The 15,216-nt window shown below is 32.2% G+C and carries 14 protein-coding genes; 9 read left to right on the top strand and 5 right to left on the bottom strand.

What is annotated here, in order from left to right; genetic code table 11:
* Nucleotides 1–73: 73 nt before the first annotated feature.
* From BUB47_RS06920 to BUB47_RS06910, 3 genes are read right to left on the bottom strand one after another with little or no spacing between them, the layout of a single operon-like run.
* Nucleotides 74–4,111, bottom strand: coding sequence for an FtsX-like permease family protein (locus tag BUB47_RS06920; RefSeq protein WP_073185000.1), 4,038 nt, complete (start codon nucleotides 4,109–4,111; stop codon nucleotides 74–76).
* Between the two features lie 13 nt (nucleotides 4,112–4,124).
* Nucleotides 4,125–4,826, bottom strand: a complete 702-nt coding sequence (locus BUB47_RS06915) for an ABC transporter ATP-binding protein (RefSeq protein WP_073184999.1) — start codon at nucleotides 4,824–4,826, stop codon at nucleotides 4,125–4,127.
* 31 nt (nucleotides 4,827–4,857) lie between these two features.
* Nucleotides 4,858–5,460 (bottom strand): TetR/AcrR family transcriptional regulator, encoded by a 603-nt coding sequence (locus BUB47_RS06910; protein ID WP_073184998.1) that lies wholly within the window; start codon nucleotides 5,458–5,460, stop codon nucleotides 4,858–4,860.
* A gap of 258 nt (nucleotides 5,461–5,718) precedes the next feature.
* On the opposite strand from BUB47_RS06910, the gene BUB47_RS06905 reads away from it, so the two are divergent.
* The 9 genes from BUB47_RS06905 (at nucleotide 5,719) to BUB47_RS06865 (ending at nucleotide 13,770) form a co-directional block, all read left to right on the top strand.
* Nucleotides 5,719–5,925 carry a heavy-metal-associated domain-containing protein gene (locus BUB47_RS06905; RefSeq protein WP_073184997.1) on the top strand — a complete coding sequence of 69 codons (207 nt, stop codon included), beginning with the start codon at nucleotides 5,719–5,721 and terminating at the stop codon, nucleotides 5,923–5,925.
* Between the two features lie 113 nt (nucleotides 5,926–6,038).
* Nucleotides 6,039–6,629, top strand: coding sequence for an ATP-binding cassette domain-containing protein (locus BUB47_RS06900; protein ID WP_073184996.1), 591 nt, complete (start codon nucleotides 6,039–6,041; stop codon nucleotides 6,627–6,629).
* On the top strand, nucleotides 6,626–8,134 hold the full coding sequence (locus BUB47_RS06895; protein WP_073184995.1) for a hypothetical protein: 1,509 nt from the start codon (nucleotides 6,626–6,628) through the stop codon (nucleotides 8,132–8,134). Before BUB47_RS06900 ends, BUB47_RS06895 begins: the two co-directional genes overlap by 4 nt.
* 38 nt (nucleotides 8,135–8,172) lie before the next feature.
* Complete coding sequence (locus tag BUB47_RS06890; RefSeq protein ID WP_073184994.1) at nucleotides 8,173–9,261, top strand: ABC transporter permease; 1,089 nt, start codon at nucleotides 8,173–8,175, stop codon at nucleotides 9,259–9,261.
* Complete coding sequence (locus tag BUB47_RS06885) at nucleotides 9,258–10,247, top strand: hypothetical protein (RefSeq protein WP_073184993.1); 990 nt, start codon at nucleotides 9,258–9,260, stop codon at nucleotides 10,245–10,247. Before BUB47_RS06890 ends, BUB47_RS06885 begins: the two co-directional genes overlap by 4 nt.
* Before the next feature lie 129 nt (nucleotides 10,248–10,376).
* Nucleotides 10,377–11,573, top strand: a complete 1,197-nt coding sequence (locus BUB47_RS06880; protein ID WP_073184992.1) for an ABC transporter ATP-binding protein — start codon at nucleotides 10,377–10,379, stop codon at nucleotides 11,571–11,573.
* Nucleotides 11,566–12,210: an ABC transporter permease gene (locus tag BUB47_RS06875; RefSeq protein WP_073184991.1), complete on the top strand. Its 645-nt coding sequence runs from the start codon at nucleotides 11,566–11,568 to the stop codon at nucleotides 12,208–12,210. Before BUB47_RS06880 ends, BUB47_RS06875 begins: the two co-directional genes overlap by 8 nt.
* Nucleotides 12,200–13,120, top strand: coding sequence for an osmoprotectant ABC transporter substrate-binding protein (locus BUB47_RS06870; RefSeq protein WP_407639560.1), 921 nt, complete (start codon nucleotides 12,200–12,202; stop codon nucleotides 13,118–13,120). The genes BUB47_RS06875 and BUB47_RS06870 overlap by 11 nt, the downstream gene beginning before the upstream one ends.
* Nucleotides 13,117–13,770, top strand: a complete 654-nt coding sequence (locus BUB47_RS06865; protein ID WP_073184990.1) for an ABC transporter permease — start codon at nucleotides 13,117–13,119, stop codon at nucleotides 13,768–13,770. The genes BUB47_RS06870 and BUB47_RS06865 overlap by 4 nt, the downstream gene beginning before the upstream one ends.
* Before the next feature lie 52 nt (nucleotides 13,771–13,822).
* On the opposite strand, the gene BUB47_RS06860 is transcribed toward BUB47_RS06865, so the two are convergent.
* Together BUB47_RS06860 and BUB47_RS06855 are read right to left on the bottom strand one after the other, a co-directional pair.
* Entirely contained in the window at nucleotides 13,823–14,545 is a 723-nt protein-coding gene (locus BUB47_RS06860; protein WP_073184989.1) for an amino acid ABC transporter ATP-binding protein, read from the bottom strand.
* Entirely contained in the window at nucleotides 14,538–15,215 is a 678-nt protein-coding gene (locus BUB47_RS06855) for an amino acid ABC transporter permease (RefSeq protein WP_073184988.1), read from the bottom strand. The genes BUB47_RS06860 and BUB47_RS06855 overlap by 8 nt, the downstream gene beginning before the upstream one ends.
* Nucleotide 15,216: the final 1 nt, after the last annotated feature.

The raw sequence follows: 15,216 nt of genomic DNA, 5'->3' as shown, positions 1-15,216 counted from the left end.
TATTCCCCCGCAAATTTTTTACAGACACATTATACCATATAGACTTTAGATATAACAAACCTATTAGCCACTTTTACTCATTTGTCTTTAAAGCTTCTACCATATCTATTCTTTTTAGTTTATTGTGGAAAATTACCATTATTACTAAACTAACAGTAACAGTAATTAATGCTGCTATTAAATAACTTGTTGCCTTTAATTTAGGATCCATCATCGCCTCATAAGGCACTACCATTTGAAGAACTCCATAGTGAAGCCCTTTTCCAACCACTGTTCCAAATAGCATTCCTATTATTGTAAGTATCCAGGTTTCTCTGTAGATATATTCCGTTGTCTCCTTTGGATAAAATCCAAGAACTTTAATTGTGGATATTTCTCTAATTCGCTCTTCAATATTAATATTTGTCAAATTATAGAGTACTACCATTGCAAGTAAACTTGAAGCTACAGTAATAATCAGTTCCACTTTTGAAATAGATCCCATTAGTTGATTTACTAAAGTTTTTATAGAACTTACATCTACTACTGAAAGTACTGACTTATGAGATATAAAGTCTGTGCTCAATTTTTCAATGTCTTCATTGGAGTAGTTTTCCAGTTTTAATAAATCAGTGTTTGGCTCATAGCTCCTTCCAAAGACTTTTTCATAGTAACCCCTATCCATAAACATATAGTGTCCTACATACATTTCATCTATTGCCTTAACTTCTACTTCATATTCTCTATTTTCTATATCCTTAACTTTTACTAAATCTCCAACTCTTAGTTTTTTAAGTTTTGCAAATTTTTCACTTACTACTACACCTCTACTAGGCAGTTCTATTTTTTCTCCTGTCCTTCTGTTCCTTACATTGATGTAGTCGTATAGTTCTTCATTTTCTTCAGGTACTACTAGTACAATATTTTGATTTAGTTCCTTATAATCCGATTCCAACGATTCTTCATAAACTGATATTCCCTGAAGTTCTTTGGATTTTAAAAACTCCTTGTACTGAGTATATGAGTTTTCATCTACATCTCTATCATAGGTAACTGCAATATCGTATTTTAACAATTCGTGAAATTGTATACCTTCTATTCCCTCAATTGAGGATCTGATTCCAAATCCAAGTACTAAAAGTGCCATACATCCCATGACACCTATTATTGTCATAATCATTCTATTTTTATATCTAAATAAATTTCTAGCTGTTACTTTAAAGAAAAAGTTCATTCTGCTCCAAATCGGGGTTATTCTCTCTAAGAATATTCTATTTCCACTTTTTGGAGGTTTTACTCTTAGAAGGTTCGCAGCATTTTCTTTAAGCGTATTATTTACAGAAATTTTTGCTGCAACAGCTGTAAAGAAAAATCCAATTGCTATTGCCAAGATTGATCTAAATAAATAAAACTGAAGAATTAACTTATCTTGAAATATAGTGCCTGTAGAATAGGCTATTCCTATTATCTCCGGAAGAATAAAACTTCCAAGCAGCGCTCCAATAACTCCTCCTATTATTGAGGCCGACCCTCCATATATGAAAAATTTTCTGGATATTTCAGAGTTTGCATAACCCAACGCTTTATAGGTTCCTATTATAGTTCTCTGCTCTTCTACCATTCTAGTCATTGTAGTAAAGGAAACTAAAAGTGAAATCATAAAGAAAAACACGGGAAATATTAAAGATAACAAGTCCATACTTCTTGCATCATTTAAATATGTGTTTAAATCAGCATTGTTATACCTTGGTGTAATAGTATATCTAGGCTGTTTTAAAATTCCCATTATTCTTCTGGCATCTGCAATTTTTTTCTCTCCGTCTGCAATTTTTTCGTCAGCTTCTAAACTCTTGTCTTTAAATTCTCTTTCGCCCTCTGCCAAATCTGCTTGCCCTTTATATAGTTTTTCTCTGGCTTCTTTTAACTTGTCTTCGCCTTTTTTTACTTCTTCTGCATATTCTTCGCTTCCCTCATTGTAAGTCTTTCTTCCCTCCGTAAAAGCCATCTTCCCCGCATCTAATTCAGATCTGCCCTCTAAAAACTCCTCATAGCTTTCAATATATGTCTTTTCTCCATCTTCATATTCTCTTTGTCCATCAGAGAGCTCAGTACTTGCATCGGCAAGCTGTTTTTTTGCAGACTCCAATTCACTTTCGCCTGACTTGTACTCTGCCTTGCCATCATCTATTTTCTTTTTATTTTCTAAGTATTCACTTTCTCCCGATTCTGCTTCCTTCACACCGTCGGCAAGTTGTTTTTTTCCATCTGTTATTTCTTTTTCAGCAGCAGCAAGTTTTTGCTTGCCATCTTCTAATTCTTTTGACTTTTCTTTTATTTCGCTGATTCCGAATTTTGCAACTTCTAATTGAGAAACCAGTGAATTATAGTCTCTTTCTATATCCATTCCCTGAGGTAAGCTGGAATTTATTTCACTTATGCTGTTTTCAATTACTTCATTTTTTGCATTTAGTGATATTAAAGTTTCTCTTGCCTGTGTAATGCCACTGTCCAATTGAGCTTTAGATTGTTCCAACTCTGCAATTTGACTGTTTATTTGAGCCTTTTGTTCTTCTGATAAACCTGGCGAATTTAACTGTTCTCTAAGAGATTCTATTTGAGCTCTTAGGTACTCGCTCTTTGCAGTTAAATCATTTAAAGAACTCTCTGCTAAACTTATCCCCTGTAATATTTCTCTGTGCCCATCGATTAGAGATTTTGCACTTGGAAGCATATTTGACATTGAATTTATCTGTTCTTCAATTTCTCCAATACTTGCTCCACTTAAACCCATCCCCGAACCAATTTGAGCTATTGCATCTTGCAGCAGTTTTTCTCCATCTTCAAGTAGTTTTTTATTTTCTGCTATTTCTTTTTCTCCGGAGTTTAGTTGATCAGTGGACTCTTTTATTTTTTCCCAAGCTTCATCAAGTTTTTTTCGCCCGTCCTGTAGTTGTTTTTCTCCTTCTTCAAGTTGAGTTTTACTGGCCTCTAACTTGGCCAATCCACTTTCATATTCCATTTTCCCCTGAGTGTATTCAATTTTTCCGGTAGCTAGCTCAGTTTTTGCATCGTCTAATTCTTTTCGTCCATCTGAAAGTTTTTTCTGCCCATCACTTAGTTCTATTTCCGCATCGTCAATGTCTTTTTCAGATTTGTATAGTTTATCCTTTGCCTCATTTAGTTTATCTCTGGCTTCTTTAGTTTGCGTGTCAAACTCATCTTTACCCTCAGCATACTCTCTTTTACCGTCTGCCAGTTCTTCTCTTCCATCACTTAATTCTGTCTTTGCATCTGAAAGTTTAGTCTTTGCATCATCTATTTTTTCTTCGCCTTCTTCAAGCTCATCTTCTATATCACTTCTTAAACTGACCAGTCTATTTTCCGGACGATATTTAAAATCCAAGTCCAAGGCTCTTTTATATTCTTCAATTTCATTTTTATATTCTCTGGAAGTTGTAGTAAGTCCCTTAGTGCTCTCATATATTAATCGTGCATAGGTGGGGTTATTTTGAAATTCAAAGGGACTTACAAATCCAAATCCCTTAATTTCTCCAAGACCTCTTTCCGAATAGCCCTTATTGTCATTTGAAATATAGTTTAAACTCTCACAAAATCCCACAACTTCATAAGAATAATCCTTTAATACATCTTCTGTTTCTTCATCTTCTAAGCTAAACTTGTCAACTTCTCTTTTAAAGTCAACTCTATCTCCAATTTTATAGCCTCTATCTTTTAAATTTAAGTCCAGCATTATCTCGCCCATATTTTCAGGAGCCCTTCCCTCTTTTATTATGGGCATATTGATTTTGTAGGGCATGTTTAAGACCTTTATTAAAAGAGTTGAATCACTTACACCTAAATCTATGTCGTATCCATATTCAAGCTCATAGAGCCCACTTTGAGATTCTACAATTTTTTCATCTTCACTTTCAAAACCCATAGGTATGCTCACAAGAATATCTTCAAAGTTGTATTTATCTACATAGGTTTCTGAAGTATTTCTCATTATAGGTCCTGTGGCAACTAGTCCAATAAATACAAAAACTCCAAGTCCCACTATAAGTATTATGGAAATATATTTTGAAAAAGTATTTTTTATTTCTCTAAGTGTATCTTTTCCCAAAAGACTCATATCTCCACCATCCTCACCACTCTATATTATCTATACTCTCCGGATTTTTATTTAATGTAACATTTCTGATTTTTGAATCTGCTATTTCTATAACTCTATCTGCTGCCGGTGCAATGGCTTTGTTGTGAGTAATTACTATTACAGTAGTATTTGTACTTCTACTCAAGTCCTTTAGCAAACTAAGTATTTGCTTTCCCGTCTTATAGTCAAGAGCTCCAGTTGGCTCATCACACATAAGCAGTTTTGGATTTTTGGCAATCGCCCTTGCTATTGACACTCTCTGCTGTTCACCACCTGAAAGCTGAGATGGAAAATTGTCCATTCTATCTTTAAGTCCCACATCTTCTAAAACTTTTTTTGGATCCTTTGCATCCTTTACAATTTGTGTGGCAAGTTCTACATTTTCTAAAGCAGTTAAATTTGGCATTAAATTATAAAATTGAAATACAAAGCCCATGTCGTACCTTCTATATGTAGTTAGTTCTCTTTCATTTAACTTCGTTATATCTTTTCCATCTATCAGTATACTTCCATCTGAAGCCCTGTCCATTCCGCCCAGTATATTTAAAAATGTAGATTTTCCCGCTCCTGAAGGCCCTATTATAAGTGCAAATTCTCCTCTTTCAATTTCAAAATTTAAATTGTCATTTGCCATTATTACAGTTTCTCCCATATCATATCGCTTATATAAATTCTTAACTTCAATAAATGCCATTTTATCCTCCAGTTACACTTGCCCTATATTTTTATTTAAATATAGAGGGATTTATTTTTAAAAAATTACAAATGAATTGTTCAAAATACTTTGTATTTTCAGCAGACTTTGGACTATTATTTAAGTGCACCAGCCCAAAGCACCCATGAATTAAAAACAGCGCCATAGGATAGGCCGTTTCTTCATTTAATCCCGACTCTTCTGAAATAATTTTTCTCTCCCTTGCCTCTAATAAAAAATCTGACACCGGCTTTGCAAATGCCGTTAAAAATTTTATTAACACCGTACTTTCAAAGGACACACTCTCCGGAGAATTAAAGGAACTATAGTACTTATTTATTCCATCTTCAATAGTATTTAACAAACTCTTTGCTCTACTCTCTATTGATATAGAACTGTCTTTTAATATTTCAGTTCTCCTGTCTATTTCTCTTTTTATCATTTGATGCATGGCTTCATTATATATTTCCTGTTTAGACTTAAAATAGTAGTAAAACATTCCCGGATGTCCATTTACTACTTTTAAAATATCACGCACAGATACGGAATCGTACCCCTTTTTTTGAAATAAGTCCAACGCCACATCTATTAACTCTTGTTTTCTAACTTCTGGCGCTTTAGATACTCTTATCAACTAGACCCTCCTATATTTTTAAACTTATAAGCTTAAACTACTAAGCAGTACATAAAAATTTATTTTCTCCAATTCGAAAGAACATTGTTCAATAGTTATCCTAACAAATACAGCCATTGTTGTCAATTTTTAAAACAACTATTTAAACTGGTAAACTTAAGATTATACAGTTGAATTTTAATAATATTTTGCAAATATAATTATTTTGAATTTTATTATCATTTACTTTGGGTATATAATATTTATTGGAGGTGTACTATGGAAAAAACTTTACACGTTGACGGAATGACATGTGAACATTGCTCTGCTAGAGTTGAAGAAGCCCTTAAATCTTTAGACAATGTTGACTCTGTTAAAGTTTCACTTTTTAAAAAGAAAGCTGTTGTCAATGGAGAAAATCTCGACGACTCCACACTAAAAAAAGCTGTTGAAGACAGTGGATATACAGTTACATCTGTTGAATAAATTGTGGCTACATGCCACAATTTTTTTATTTAATAAAATATACTCTTTTACTATCTATGACTTCCACACTGTGGTATAATTGAAAAGATATTTTTAGTTTTGTGGTGATTATTATGTTAATAGATATAAAAAATTTATCTGCCTTTTATAAAAACAGATTAATCCTAGATGAGATTAATCTTAAAATAAATGAAAAAAACTTTATATGCATTTTAGGAGAAAACGGCTCTGGTAAGTCTACACTTCTAAAATGTATTTGTTCGTTAAAGAAGTATAGTGGCACTATTGTCAAAAAGCCCTATCTGCGAATGTCTTACCTACCACAGGATAATATTTTAATTGAAGATTTAAGTGTAAAGGATAATCTAAAACTCTTTATAAGTGATAGAAATTCTTTAAATAACGAAGTTATAGACTTATTTGATTTAAGAGTATTATTTCCTGTAAAGGTAAAAAACTTATCTGGTGGAATGAAGAAAAAACTATCTATTTGCTGTTGTCTAATAGATGAGGTGGACTTATTAATTCTAGATGAACCCTTTGTAAGCTTGGATTCAAAGGCCATAGACTTAATTATTAATGTATTAAATGAAAAGAAAGATCAAGGTATGTCTTTAATATATACTACACACTTGGACAGCACATTGTACATTGCCGACAAAAAATACTATCTATCAAATTCACAATTGGAGGAAATTGAATGAAAAAATTAAGAGGTGCTGCTAATAATAAGACCATAATCGGTGTTATTATAGCACTAGTAGTATTAGCTGGAAGTTACTTTGCCTATGGTAAACTTGGAAAAGACAACCCAAAAGCTGAACTTAAAGATGCTTTTTTAGGTGTAATTACTGAGTTTCACAATACAGCTAATGACTTAACCCCTGGTCTTGGCGAAAGTGAAATGTCTAAAAAAATATTAGACAATGGAGCTTTTGACTTAGATATGAATGTTAACACTGAACTTCTTGCAAGTATGGGAATTGACAAGGCAGGTATTAATTTAAGATTTAAGCAAAATAATAAGGCTAAAAAAGCTGAATTTGAAATGGGAGCCAACTTGGGGAACCTTTCAACTCTATCTTTAAATACAAAATTTCTAGGCGATGAAATTTATCTTGATACTCCCTTTGCCTATGACAAAGCCTTTAAAATAAACGCTAAAACTCTAGGTGCTGACTTAGAAACTTCTGCTTTGGCAACACTTATGAATATTGATACTGAAGAAGCTAAAAACTTGAGTATTGATTTATTTGGAAATGCCAAGACATTTGCAGAACAGAAAAAAGAATTTTTCGCATTTGTTAAAACTGAACAGTCTACTCTTGTAAAAAATATGAATATTACCAAAGTAGAAACTGACAAAGTAACTTCAGAAAAACTTGCACAGACAGATTTAGAACAATTTAGCATTGAAGTTAACAGTACTGATTTAAAAGCTTATTTAAATAAGTCTATTGACTTTGCTATATCAGTAAATGAAAAACAAATAGAATCTATTGCCGGTACTGACAGTTTAATGAACTCAGATTTTCAATCACAAATCGACTCACTTAAGCAAACTAAAACAGAAATTGAAAATGCTGAACTAAAAGAAAAAGTTACACTAAAAGCTACTTTAAATAAAGAAGGTAAACTTGTAGCATTTAATCTGCCAAACTTTGCAACTGATGCAAAAGAAAAAGAAGTTATGAATGTGTATCTAGCCGGAAAGAAAAACACTACAGATGATATTACAGTGGAATTTAGTGATGAGCTAGATACCTTTACTATGACATATAAAACTGTTGCCGGAGAAAGTCAAAATACTTCTGATTTCTTAATCTCAGAAAATGACGAAACAATACTTTCTATTTCATCCACCTATTCACCAGCTGATAAGTCATTTACAGGTAATTCAACTGCATTTAATGCTGTTGCAGGTGAAAAAATGGATATAACTTTATCTGGAAAATATGAAGACGTTGTTGAAGGGGTTTCTTATAACCAGATATTTGACAACATTACAATAAGTACACCTTCACAAGAACCTATAGTTCTAAGTGGAAATATTAAACTGTCTGTTGAAGCACCTGAAATAACTGCACCTGAAAACTCAACTGAAATTTTAAAACTTACTGAGGAAGAACTAAACAGTTTGGAAACTGAAATTATGACTAATGTGGAATCCAGTCTTATGCCATTAATGACAGTTATGTACGGACTTTAAGTCCCATAAGTTATAAATTAATCTAAAGGAGAATATAATTGAAATATTTCTTATATAACTTTAAGAAAAAAATAAAATTATTGCCCATAATATGTGCTCTTATGCCCATTATTATGGGCATCTTCTACATATCTCTATCTACAAGTGCAGAAAAAATCAGCGTGGATATTTACTTTAAAGACAATGACTACAAAAACAACTTTTTATTGAATATTATAAATCAAACGGATAGCACGAAATCCTCTATTAAAATAAATAAGAGTGTAGATTTTGAAGAGTCTTTAAATAATTTGCACAAAAACAAAATCAATATACTAATAGATGTTCCCAGCAAGTTTTACAATTCCATAATCTCCGGAGAAAATAAACCTGCTACTATTTACTTTGCAGAAAATTCTCAGCTCGTTAAAGGATCTTTTAAGTCTTTAATATCCAGTGCTGAAGAAATGCTCTCAGATGCGCAGACTAATATTTACATTTCCGACAACATTAAAGACCTTAATAGAGACACTAGAAATTTAAGTTTAAATAAAGTGTTTTTAAACTCTATTTTAAATAGAGAAGATAACTTTAAAATAGAAGTAGTGGAAAAATCCAACTTAGTTTTATCTATAATCTACATTTTACTCTTAATATTTTCAATTGTATTTGTAGCTCTTAAAGACAATAACTACTATAACAACATTTCATTTTTAAAAGTAAAGGGCCACTCACCATATTTAATTGAGCTTTCAGATATAGTTAGTTCTACCTTAATACTTAGCTTTATAGGGACTTTCCTACTATTTTTAATTGACTTTAAATTAAAAAATACTTTGTCTTTTTACAATTTTTTTGGAGTTTTATCAATTTCTATATTTATTAGCAGTTTAAATTCACTACTTTTAAATATTTTAAATAATTCAAAGACTATTTTTATAACACTGTTAATTATTATATTTAATATATTTTGTTCAAATTTAATAATTCCAAAATCTATTTTTCCAAAGACAGTACTTCAAATAATTTCAATACTTCCCATGGGATTAGTACAAAATTTTAATATTTTTAATTTAATCTCAATATTTATCTACAGTATTTTACTACTTGCTCTATCACTAAACTTTACAAGGAGGAAATTTATATGAAATTTTTAATTTTTACTAAGAGAAATTTAAAATCCTCCTACTTTTTTATAACACTTATAAGTGCAGTAGTAATACTCTTTCTATACAACAATTTAAATTTAAGTAGTACTAATAGTTTAAAAGTTGCACTTTATAATGGAGATAAATCTGAAAACAGCAGTATATTAATTAAAGATCTATTAGGTAAAGAGAGTATTTTTAAATACTATGAAGTTAAATCTCAAGAAGAGTTACTTCAAGAAGTAGAGCTTGAAAGCGCCAACTACGGATATATAGTTGACACCGGTAGTTCTGAAGAAATTTTTACCCAGTACTCTAAAGGGGTTATGTTTTCCGGAATTTCAAGAGAAGATATATACTCCTCTTACTTTAAAATTATTTCCAGAGAATATACAATAAAACTTACTAATTTAAGTAAAAGTGCATACTTAAAATCCTATGAAATTGAGAAAAACAACAGCTTTAAATTTAACTACGAAGGTTATGGGACAGATAAGGTGTTTCCAATTGTTGAAACTGTAAGTGTTATGCTCTTTATGCTAAGCCTTTTAAACTGCTATGATTACTTTTTGCTAAACTCAAAGTCAAAATTATTTGAAACGGCGAAGGGAAATAAATTAAAATTTCAATTTTTACTTTCAGGTCTCACTATACCCTTAGTAATATTTTTAATAGTACTTGTACTTAGCTCTAATTTTAATATTGTTAACTATGCTCTATATTCAATACTACTGTATTTATTTAATGCCATAGTTGTAGATTTTTTAACTGAAAAAATGAGTTTAATATTAATTCCAATATTTACTATATTTAGTTTGTTAGCTGTGTTTTTACTATATACAAAAAATAGATATTCTCTGTTTTCAATACTATCCCCCGCCAACTTATATCTGTTATCTTATGATTCTATAATATATTTATTAGCACCTATAGTTATTTTATTAATTAGCCTAATATTAAAACAATTCTTACAAAAAAATAGTTGAATTATTCTTAATTTTGATATGATTTTCATTTTTTGTTATACTTATTATTGTGTATGTATAATTCATACACTTTTAAGTATATTTTTTTAAATTATTTATTAGTAACTTAAGTTTCAGAAAGGAAATAATATGATTGAATTCAAAAATGTTACAAAGATCTATCCTGGAAATCAAATTGCCTGCGAAGATGTAAATATAGAAATTAATACAGGTGAATTTGTGTGTTTTATAGGAACCTCAGGTTCCGGGAAGACAACATGTATGAGAATGATTAATAGAATGAATGAGCCCACTAGCGGAGAAGTACTTATAGACGGACAAAATATTATGTCTTTAAATCCCGTTGATCTCAGAAGAAAGATTGGATATGTAATTCAACAAATAGGACTAATGCCACATATGAGTATATATGACAACATAGTTATGGTACCTAGACTTTTAAAGTGGGATGAAAGTAAACTAAGAGCCCTTGCCGAGGGACTTATTCAAAAAGTTGATTTGCCAGTAGACTATTTGGAAAAATATCCATCTGAACTATCAGGTGGCCAACAACAGAGAATCGGAGTAATACGTGCTCTTGCAGCTGATCAAGATATAATTCTAATGGACGAGCCCTTTGGAGCTCTTGACCCAATTACTAGAGATTCACTGCAAAAGCTTGTGAAAAAACTACAAAGAGAACTTGGAAAGACCATAGTCTTTGTGACTCACGATATGACTGAAGCATTGACTCTTGCTGATAAAATTGTAATTATGGACAAGGGCCATGTAATTCAACAAGACACTCCTGAAAATATCCTTAAGCACCCTGCAACTGACTACGTTAAAAACTTGCTTGGTGAAGAAAAATTAAATGAGGCAAAAACTTCTTATAATACTGTTGAAACTATAATGATTAAAAATCCAGTTTCAATTGAAGAACAAAACACTGCCTATGAGGCAATAAGCCTTATGAGAGAAAAACGTGTTGACACGCTTTTTATCACTGACAAAGAACTTCACTTAAAAGGAGTTGTTGGAATATTTGACCTTGGAAAAGTAGGAAGAAGAAATCCTCAAATGAGAGATATTATGACTGATGCCTTTTCAATTCCAAATGATACAAAAATTATTGAAGCAATACACCAGTTTTACGTACTAAAGGTTAAAAATCTACCTGTTGTAGATAATGAAAATAAACTTGTGGGAATTGTCACACGTGCTTCTATAGTTGATATTATATACACAAATATCTGGAGTGATGATGAAAATGCCGAAGACAGTGGAGAAGATTTTTCCGATGTAGTTCACTTATTAAATGAAGCAGAAGGTGATTCTAATGCTTAATTATTTAGTAGAAAATTATATGAAAATTCTATCTAAATCAGGTGAGCACTTATTTATTGCAGCCACAGCTCTCATTCTTGGAGTTATCGTTGCAGTTCCCGTTGGCATTGCCATTTCAAAGTCTAAACTTGCCTCAAAAATAGTAATGACTGTGGCGTCTGTACTACAGACTATTCCATCATTTGCTCTACTTTCAATTATGACTATAATAGGCGTTGGAAAATTACCTGCAATAATCGCACTATTTATATATTCCCTACTTCCTATTTTACGAAATACCTATTTGGGAATTATAGGAGTAGATACAAATACTATAGATGCTGCCAAGGGAATGGGCCTGACTGAAAAACAAGTTCTATTTCAAGTTAAGATTCCTATGGCAATGCCCGTTATTATGAGTGGCATTAGATTATCTGCTGTATATGTAATAGCTTGGACAACTCTTGCTTCCTATATTGGTGCCGGTGGACTGGGAGACTTTATATTTACGGGACTTCAAAATTATATTCCTCCTATGATTGTCTGGGGAACAATCCCCGTTACTGTTATGGCACTTTTATGTGACTTTCTACTTGGAAAAGTAGAACAGAAAATGTCTCCTTATAAGACGTCAGGAGGGGAAATCGTTGAAGCTTAAAAAAATATTTATAACACTTATGTGTTTTTTAATCCTTACCGGATGTACTTTCCCCGGACTTGGAGGAAATGTAAAAAAAGACGTTGTAATAGCATCTGGAAATACTACTGAAAGACAAGTTCTAGCAGAAATATTAAAGCAGATGATAGAACACCACACAGATTTAAATGTGAGTTTAATAAATAACCTTGGTTCCTCCACTTTAATTCACACTGCAATGCAAAATGGCGATGTGAATGTGAGTAGTGGTATGTACACAGGAACTTCTCTAACCGGAGAGCTTGGCCTTGAACCTGTTAAAGATCCAAAAGAAGCTCTTAAACTTTGCCAAAGTGAATATTTAAAGAGATACAACAGAATTTGGTATGATTCATATGGATTTGAAAATACCTACGCATTTATGGTATCTAGAACATTTGCCGAGAAAAACAACTTAAAAACTGTCTCAGACTTAGAAAATTTAAAAGACAATATTAAAGTTGGAGTGGATACATCTTGGATAGACAGAAAAGGCGATGGCTATGAAGACTTTAAAGAGATCTATGGCTACTCCTTTAGTAAAATTTTCCCTATGGAAATCGGGTTAGTATACTCTGCTCTGGACAATAAAGAAATGGACGTAGTCCTAGGTTATTCAACTGATGGTAGAATTAACTCCTACGACTTAGTTATATTAGAAGATGATAAAATGTTGTTTCCAGCTTATGACTGCTCTCCAGTTGCATCTAAAGAAATTGTTGAAAAATATCCTGAACTAGACACTATTTTTAAATCTCTAGTGGAAAAAATTTCTTCTGAAGATATGCAAAAAATGAACAGAGAAGGTGACGAAGATTTAGATGAACCGCACATTGTTGCAACTAAATTTCTTGAAGAACACAACTACTTTGAAAATGAGGTGAAATTATGATTAGAGGAATGCTCACCTATTATTCTGCTAACAGTTCTTATGTACTGGAACAATTTACAAGACATTTTTTAATTTCCATCTATGGGGTATTAATTGCAGCAGTTGTTGGGATACCACTAGGATTTTTTATATCAAAGAGATATAAGTTGTCCAATACAATAATAGGATTTGCCAATGTACTTCAAACTGTTCCGTCCTTAGCAATGCTCGCTATACTAATGCTTGCAATGGGAATCGGCTCAAATACTGTTATAATGGCTGTGTTTTTATATAGCCTACTTCCCATTTTAAAAAATACTACAACAGGTATTAATTCAATTAGCCCTGATATTGTAGATGCTGCTAAGGGAATGGGCATGACAAGACTTCAAAGTATTATTAAAGTTGAATTGCCACTTTGCCTGTCTGTTATAATGGGTGGAATTAGAAATGCTCTAGTAGTTGCAATAGGCGTTACTGCCATAGGTACCTTTATTGGTGCTGGCGGTCTTGGAGATATTATTTCAAGAGGTGTGAATGTGGCACATGGATATTCTATTATTTTAGCAGGCGCTCTACCTACTGCCCTAATGGCAATACTTTCAGACTTACTACTGGGCTTTTTAGAAAAAAAACTTATGCCCAATACTGGATATAAAATTAAAAAATAAAAATAAACCCAATCTTAAATTTAAAATCTAAGGTTGGGTTTTTAGCATCTATTTATAAAATCTTACTTAAAAAATCTCTGGTTCTATTTTCTTTTGGATTGTCAAATAACTCTTCAGGTATATTTTCCTCTACAATCATTCCCTCATCCATAAATATTACTCTATCTGCAACTTCTTTTGCAAAGCCCATTTCATGAGTTACTATTATCATAGTCATTCCATCTTTTGCCAAGGCCTTCATAACATCCAGCACCTCTCCTACCATTTCAGGATCTAGGGCAGATGTAGGCTCATCAAAGAGCATTACTTTAGGTTCCATAGCAAGAGCCCTTACAATTGCAATTCTCTGCTGTTGCCCTCCTGAGAGCTTCTTAGGATAAGTATCCCTTTTCTCTTCTAAGTTGACCATCTTTAAAAGTTCCATTGCCTTTGCTTCTGCTTCTTCCTTACTAAGTCCCTTTACAATCATTGGAGCAAGAGTTATATTTTCTAAAATAGTCATATGTGGAAATAAATTAAAGGACTGAAACACCATTCCCATTTTTTCTCTAATTTCATCTATATTAGTGTCCTTAGCTGTAATGTCTATATCATCAAAGTAAATTTTTCCACCTGTTGGCATTTCAAGCAAGTTAAGGCATCTTAAAAATGTTGATTTTCCAGATCCACTAGGCCCAATTATTACAAGCACCTCTCCGTCAGAAATATTTTGATCTATTCCCTTTAAAACCTTTAAGTCTCCAAAATTTTTTTCCAACTTGTTAACTTTAATCATTTGCAAGACTCCTCTCAACTCTTCCCAGTACTTTTGAAAGGGTAAATGTCATTATAAAATAAAGTATTGCCGCATATACAAGAGGTCTTACTACCTCAAAAGTTGCGCCCTTAATTACATTTGCTCTATAGGTTAAGTCTGTAACACCTACTGTCAAAACTATTGCAGTTTCCTTTATAAGAGCTATAAACTCATTTCCCAGTGAAGGCAGTATATTTTTAAAGGCCTGAGGAAATATAATTCTTCTCATAGTTTGCTTTTCACTAAGTCCCAAACAACGACCTGCTTCAAATTGTCCCTTGTCCACAGATTCAATCCCACCTCTAATTAGTTCCGCTATATAAGCTGATGAATTTATACATATAGCTATAGAGCACAGTAGTATTGAATTCCTAAGTAGCTCCATGTTTGGTGGAATTATTTGTTTTAATCCAAAGTAAATTATAAGTAGTTGAACTACCATTGGAGTTCCTCTTATTATTTCTACGTAAGCTGTAGAAATTCCCCTTACTAACTTACTTTTGCTCATCCTCATTAAACAAATTACTATTCCGAGAATTGAACCTAACACAACTCCAATTATTGAAAGTAGGATAGTCACTCCTGCTCCTGACAAGTAAGATTGCCAGTATTTCGTTATAAAAGTTATCTGACTTTCTATAAATCCCATG

Source organism: Anaerosphaera aminiphila DSM 21120 (assembly GCF_900129925.1).
Taxonomy (GTDB): domain Bacteria; phylum Bacillota; class Clostridia; order Tissierellales; family Peptoniphilaceae; genus Anaerosphaera; species Anaerosphaera aminiphila.
Note: the sequence above shows the minus strand (reverse complement) of the source record. Positions and strands in the feature narration are given on the sequence as shown.

What these genes read in the sequence shown, in the direction of transcription:
- BUB47_RS06920 (WP_073185000.1), bottom strand. Translation starts at nt 4,111, where the DNA reads ATGAGTCTTTTGGGAAAAGATACACTTAGAGAAATAAAAAATACTTTT.
- BUB47_RS06915 (WP_073184999.1), bottom strand. Translation starts at nt 4,826, where the DNA reads ATGGCATTTATTGAAGTTAAGAATTTATATAAGCGATATGATATGGGA.
- BUB47_RS06905 (WP_073184997.1), top strand. Translation starts at nt 5,719, where the DNA reads ATGGAAAAAACTTTACACGTTGACGGAATGACATGTGAACATTGCTCT.
- BUB47_RS06900 (WP_073184996.1), top strand. Translation starts at nt 6,039, where the DNA reads ATGTTAATAGATATAAAAAATTTATCTGCCTTTTATAAAAACAGATTA.
- BUB47_RS06895 (WP_073184995.1), top strand. Translation starts at nt 6,626, where the DNA reads ATGAAAAAATTAAGAGGTGCTGCTAATAATAAGACCATAATCGGTGTT.
- BUB47_RS06885 (WP_073184993.1), top strand. Translation starts at nt 9,258, where the DNA reads ATGAAATTTTTAATTTTTACTAAGAGAAATTTAAAATCCTCCTACTTT.
- BUB47_RS06880 (WP_073184992.1), top strand. Translation starts at nt 10,377, where the DNA reads ATGATTGAATTCAAAAATGTTACAAAGATCTATCCTGGAAATCAAATT.
- BUB47_RS06875 (WP_073184991.1), top strand. Translation starts at nt 11,566, where the DNA reads ATGCTTAATTATTTAGTAGAAAATTATATGAAAATTCTATCTAAATCA.
- BUB47_RS06865 (WP_073184990.1), top strand. Translation starts at nt 13,117, where the DNA reads ATGATTAGAGGAATGCTCACCTATTATTCTGCTAACAGTTCTTATGTA.
- BUB47_RS06860 (WP_073184989.1), bottom strand. Translation starts at nt 14,545, where the DNA reads ATGATTAAAGTTAACAAGTTGGAAAAAAATTTTGGAGACTTAAAGGTT.
- BUB47_RS06855 (WP_073184988.1), bottom strand. Translation starts at nt 15,215, where the DNA reads ATGGGATTTATAGAAAGTCAGATAACTTTTATAACGAAATACTGGCAA.